The organism is Candidatus Poribacteria bacterium (genome assembly GCA_021295715.1).
Classification (GTDB): domain Bacteria; phylum Poribacteria; class WGA-4E; order WGA-4E; family WGA-3G; genus WGA-3G.
On the sequence record JAGWBV010000053.1, the window covers coordinates 50,471 to 56,075 of the forward strand.

The 5,605-nt window shown below is 49.9% G+C and carries 5 protein-coding genes and 1 tRNA gene; 2 read left to right on the forward strand and 4 right to left on the reverse strand.

Annotation, left to right across the window (positions count from 1 at the left end; translation table 11 throughout):
• Positions 1 to 2: 2 nt before the first annotated feature.
• Positions 3 to 77, reverse strand: a tRNA-Gly gene (locus J4G07_14005).
• Positions 78 to 362: 285 nt separating this feature from the next.
• Positions 363 to 1,568 (reverse strand): bifunctional glutamate N-acetyltransferase/amino-acid acetyltransferase ArgJ, encoded by a 1,206-nt coding sequence (gene argJ / locus J4G07_14010; protein MCE2415109.1) that lies wholly within the window; start codon positions 1,566 to 1,568, stop codon positions 363 to 365.
• A 434-nt stretch (positions 1,569 to 2,002) separates the two neighbouring features.
• Between argJ and J4G07_14015 the strand changes: the two genes are divergently transcribed.
• A complete protein-coding gene (locus J4G07_14015) occupies positions 2,003 to 3,349 on the forward strand; it encodes an aminotransferase class III-fold pyridoxal phosphate-dependent enzyme (protein MCE2415110.1) in 1,347 nt (448 codons plus the stop codon).
• 274 nt (positions 3,350 to 3,623) lie between these two features.
• The gene (locus tag J4G07_14020; GenBank protein ID MCE2415111.1) at positions 3,624 to 4,607 is read left to right on the forward strand and encodes an alpha-ketoacid dehydrogenase subunit beta; all 984 of its coding nucleotides are present in this window, start codon (positions 3,624 to 3,626) and stop codon (positions 4,605 to 4,607) included.
• Positions 4,608 to 4,669: 62 nt separating this feature from the next.
• Here the strand turns inward: J4G07_14020 and J4G07_14025 are convergent, their stop codons facing one another.
• Together J4G07_14025 and J4G07_14030 are read right to left on the reverse strand one after the other, a co-directional pair.
• Positions 4,670 to 5,209 carry a hypothetical protein gene (locus J4G07_14025; GenBank protein MCE2415112.1) on the reverse strand — a complete coding sequence of 180 codons (540 nt, stop codon included), beginning with the start codon at positions 5,207 to 5,209 and terminating at the stop codon, positions 4,670 to 4,672.
• Positions 5,178 to 5,605 (reverse strand): hypothetical protein (locus J4G07_14030; GenBank protein ID MCE2415113.1); only part of this gene is annotated, 428 nt, incomplete at its 5' end. The genes J4G07_14025 and J4G07_14030, both read right to left, overlap by 32 nt.

Genomic DNA, 5,605 nt, shown 5'->3' on the forward strand with positions numbered 1-5,605 from the left:
GATGGAGCGGGAGACGAGATTTGAACTCGCGACCTCCACCTTGGCAAGGTGGAGCTCTACCACTGAGCTACTCCCGCATAATTTTGACAATTCGCGCAGAAGAGATTACGCTTTTCAGAAGCATATATAGTTTAATATATTTGCCTTTGAATGTCAAGTTAATTTTCGATTAAAATAGCAAAAATGTGAATTTTTTTCAAAAATTTTGACAACACTTCTCTGAGATTTGCGAGTTTGATTTCAGTTGTATGTCTCATTTTTTTATTCCTTTCTTCCCATCTTCCCGTCTTCCTTTTTTTCCATCTTTCTACCTTCCTACCTTCCCATCTTCCTTTCTTTCCATCTTTCTACCTTCTTGAACGCTATGTCCGATAGTCGGCGTTAATTCGAATATAATCGTAAGAATAATCACACGTCCACATTATTATCTCTGTGTCACCAGCACGGAGGTCAATCGTGATACGCACGGGGTCTTCTGAGAACAGAGCGGTGGCTTTGTCTTCATCGTAGCCAGCGTCCATCCCATTTTTGACGAGTCGATAATCAGCAAGCCAAACATCCACCTGATACGGGTCAAATTCAGCCCCCGATTTTCCGATCGCCATCATAATCCGTCCCCAATTCGCATCGTTCGCGAAAACCGCTGTCTTGACGAGCGGTGATTCCGCAACGGCACGCGCCGCCTTTTCAGCATCGTCTCGATTCTTGGCGTGTTTGACGATCACCTCAACAAGTTTCGTCGCCCCCTCACCGTCACGGGCGAGCATCTTCACCAATTCGGTGCAGACGAACTGCAATCCCTCACAAAACGTTTCGTAATTTTTCCCGTCTGTTGGAACAATTTTGGCGTTATCAGCATGTCCGGTCGCGAGGATCAGCACCGTGTCATTCGTGCTACGATCGGTGTCAACTGTTAGAAGATTATAGGTGTCATCTACGACACGGTTTAGGGCGGCTTGGAGCGTTTCGGCACTGATTCGCACATCTGTTGTCAGATAGGAGAGCATCGTCGCCATATTCGGTGCGATCATCCCGGAGCCTTTCGCGATCCCGCCGATCCTTACGGGTGTATCGCCGATTTCGATCTCCACTGCGACGGATTTCGGATGTGTATCCGTTGTCATAATCGCTTCAGCGGCATCGGCACCCCCTTCACTGCTAAGCGCACTCGCGGCGGCTTGGATCCCGTTCTTGATTTTGTCCATCGGCAATTGCTGTCCAATAACACCGGTAGAGGAGACGAGAACGAGGTTCGCGTCTATACCGAGCTGTTCGGCGGTTACGGCAGCCATCCGTCGTGCGTTTGCCATGCCAACTTCACCAGTGCAGGCGTTGGCGTTCCCGCTATTGACAATTACGGCTTGCGCGCGTCCGCTGCTGAGATGCTCGCGACATACGATCACGGGCGCAGCGGTGACGCTGTTTTTTGTGAAAACTCCGGCGGCAGTCGCTGGGGTATCAGTGACAATGAGTGCCACGTCCTTCGCGTCGGCTGCTTTAATGCCTGCATGGAGACCCGCTGCGCAGATACCGGGCACAGCCGTGATTCCGCCTTCTATCTGTTTCATAAACTGCTCCTTGGGGAATAATGTAGGGGAAATATTATACTATGTCTTGAACGAAATGTCAAAAACTTATCTAACGCCAGTTTGAAAATAAATCTGTAGGTGTTTTTCTTGGGTGTTTTCCTTAGGTAGAGCGGTAAATACGCGAAAAAAATCGCAGAATGTGGAGAGATGTGTCGTTTTTCAAGGCACCTTCTGTGTCAATACCGGTAGCGAAACCCAACTTGACCCTTTTATCAAACTCACGTTATCTACGAGGTAAGATTAGCGATTAGTTGTCAGTTAACCTATAGCCTGCAACATCGGCGCAGGCGGATTTGAGGGACACTGCCGATAGTTCTAACAACCGTTATTTCTCCGCAAGGTAAAATTAAAAGGGAAATAAAATAGAAATATGATATAATTATTCGCAAACACCGAAAAAGGCGAGGGAAAAGATGCACACCATTTTAGAACGCTACCAAAAGACTTTCGCAAAAGATCGAGAAATGTCCGATGCCGCAAATCATCTGTTCCCGGATGGTGTAACGCACGATGGACGTTATATGTCACCCTTTCCGGTTTATATTACGCATGCCGACGGCTCAAAGAAATGGGGACTTGAAGATAAGCAATTTATTGACTATTGGGCAGGACACGGCGCGTTACTCCTCGGGCATAATCCGCCGGAGGTTGTGGAAGCCGTAACAGCACAGATGCATCGAGGAACGCACTACGGCGCGTGCCACCCCTTGGAAATGGAATGGGGTTCACTCGTGACGCAACTGATTCCGTCAGCAGAACGCGTCCGATTTGTCAGTTCGGGGACGGAGGCGACGCTGATGGCGATTCGGCTTGCCCGCACCTATACAGGGAAGAATAAAGTGCTGAAATTTGCCGGACATTTCCACGGTTGGCACGACAGTGTTATCTTAGGCGCATACCCACCTTTCGATATGAACGTCCCCGGTATCCCACAGGAGGTGCGTAATACAACGCTATTATGTCCGCCAAACGACATTGATGCCGTTGAGACCCTCTTGAAAACGGATGAAGACATTGCCTGTATTATCCTTGAACCGACGGGTGCCTCCTTCGGTATTGTTCCGACGGATGGCACATTTTTGCGGCAGCTCCGTGAGTTGACAGAGGCACACGGTGTTCTGCTAATTTTCGACGAAGTTATAACAGGGTTCCGAGTCGCACCCGGCGGCGCACAAGCGCATTACAACGTCACACCGGATCTGACAACGCTCGCAAAGATTTTGGCGGGCGGACTCCCAGGCGGTGCACTTGCCGGCAAAACGGAAGTTCTTGAACTCATTTCGATGAAATCCGAACGCGATGGGTTAAAAATGCCGCATCCCGGTACCTTTAATGCGAATCCGCTCTCCGCCTCCGCGGGCATCGCAATGCTCAACTTAATCAAAACAGGCGAACCACACAAGAAGGCGAATCACACCGCAGCACGGCTTCGCACTGAACTGAACAACGTCATTGATGACTATGAACTCGACTGGGTGGTTTACGGAGAATTTTCGGGGCTTAAACTACTCGTCGGACATGGTGAAAAAGGGATGCGGACTTCGGATTTTGATCCATACACATGGGATTACCGGAAGTTGAAAGGGAGTAGCGATGCGGATATGCTGATGCGTCTCCGATGCGGTCTCCTGCTCAATGGTATTGATCTCACTGGTAATGGCGGAATGACAACCGCAGCGCACACAGAGGAAGACGTTACAGAGACAGTCGCAGCGTTTGCGCAAACGCTTGAATGGCTGAAGGCAGAGAAAGCATTGTAAAGGTGCGTCTACAACTGCGTTTCTAACTCTGAGGTGCGGCTTCATGAGGTTTCACTACATATTTCGGTAACTCTATATTTCCCCAGACCCGGTAGGTGCGGAATGTAATACAAGGAATGGATTTAGTCTATTCCCAGACTAAATCCCCTAACCGCACCGGACATCGTTACGGTATTACCGAATTAAATTCTGAAATTTCATCCAACCGCACCACCGTAAAAAAACACGTATTGATGCGCGCAAATTTTACTACATTTTACACTGAGGAGATTGAATGAAAACGATTACGTATCGCGACGCGCTCAAGGAAGCACTCGTAGAGGAGATGGAACGCGATGATGCCGTCTTTCTGATGGGTGAAGATATCGCTGAATACGGCGGTGCCTATAAAGTGACAGACGGATTGTTCCAAGAATTCGGGAAAGACCGAATCCGAAACACGCCGATCTCAGAAGCCGCTATCATCGGAACTGCCCTCGGCGCGGCAGTCACAGGAATGCGTCCGGTTGCGGAGTTGATGTACATCGACTTTACAGCGGTAGGTATGGACCAGATTGTGAACCAAGTCGCCAAGATTCGTTATATGGTCGGTGGACAGTTAGATGTGCCACTCGTGATTCGGACACAGGGGGGCGCCGGGCGATCCTCTGCAGCGCAGCATGCCCAGAGTCTTGAAGCGTGGTTCGTGCATATTCCCGGACTCCTCGTCGTGATGCCCTCTACACCCTACGATGCGAAAGGATTACTGAAAACAGCCATCCGGGACGACAACCCAATCATGTTTATTGAGCACAAACTCCTCTACACAGAGGAGGGAGAGATTCCTGACGAAGAGTATACGATTCCGTTGGGTGTAGCAGATGTCAAACGTGAGGGTGAAGACATTACAATTCTTGCGACGTCACGGATGGTCTTGAACGCACTCATTGCCGCAGATACGCTTGCTGCAGAAGGTATCTCTGCTGAAGTCATTGATCCACGGACATTGATGCCCCTTGACAAAGACAGCATTCTCGACTCCGTTAAGAAAACGAATCGGTTGTTGATCGCACACGAAGCGGTCGGTAGAGCGGGGTTCGGGGCAGAGATCGCTGCACTGGTCGTGCGAGAGGCGTTTGACTATCTCGATGCACCCATTGAGCGGGTCGCGGCAGCACCCGTGCCTGTCCCCTTTGCACCGGTGATGGAAAATTTCGTTATCCCAGATGCAGAGCAGATCACTGATGCCGCACGGAAACTCGTCCGTTATGAGATTTAAGCAATCGCTTGTTTTCGATAAATTTCTGGCACGCTAAGAAGCGTGCCAACAAGTGGGTGGATTTAAGTTTCCTCTCTCTTCACCAACTGCTGATACATCGCTGTCAAACCGAATGCGATCGGTGCCCACAACGCCGCTACTACCATAGCCGTGATGGAGTACGCAGCACCCGCAATCGTCCCAACACCTAATCTCACCAGTTCAAGCACACCGGCACTCCCACCTTTTGAAAAGCGGTATCCGAAAGCGTCTATAACCTGCTTCGCGCGATAACGAGAATCGTAAGAGAGCGGCATATAGAACAATTCCTTTCCTGCCCGGAAAAGCGAGTAATCTAAGGCTTTAAAGGTCACATACGCCGCTGTTCCGGTTCGGAGTGACGGAGAAACCGTCAATATGAGACTACTGACGAAATGGACGATCGGAATCGTGAGGTGAATGTAACGAAGTGCGATGAATCTGAGCGCGAGTGGCACCGCCACCAGTTGCAAAATACCCGCCGCCAATCCGAGGTTTCCATAGACCGACCCGAAAAAAGCAGTCCGTGTATCCGTATCAGGTCTCTCTATTTCAGCCAAGGCATTGAACCGCAGATCCAGCACAGTGGACACTATCTGCGATAAAAATCAGGTATCTGGAACGAAAGAGTGTTCTTATGCCGGTGTGTCCGAGCCTGCCACCAGTCTCTTCCGCACTGGGTTTGGGTTCACCGCCAAGCTTGTAAGCAAGGACACCAAGGAACGCCGTCGGGACGAGGGACCCTGCTGTGAATAATAACAATGCTTCGGAGCCTAACACGGTTGCCCATTGGCTCACAAGAGTGCCGCCGAGGAATGAACCCATAGAGGCAACGGCACAAAAGGGACCATTAATACGCTTCGCTTGTTCAGTCGTTAGCACACTGTTGACAAATGACCAAAACTGTTCGATGACTATCACGATATATGCTTCGCGGAATACATAGATGATCGCCGCCGCGAAACTCATACCGCGTGAAA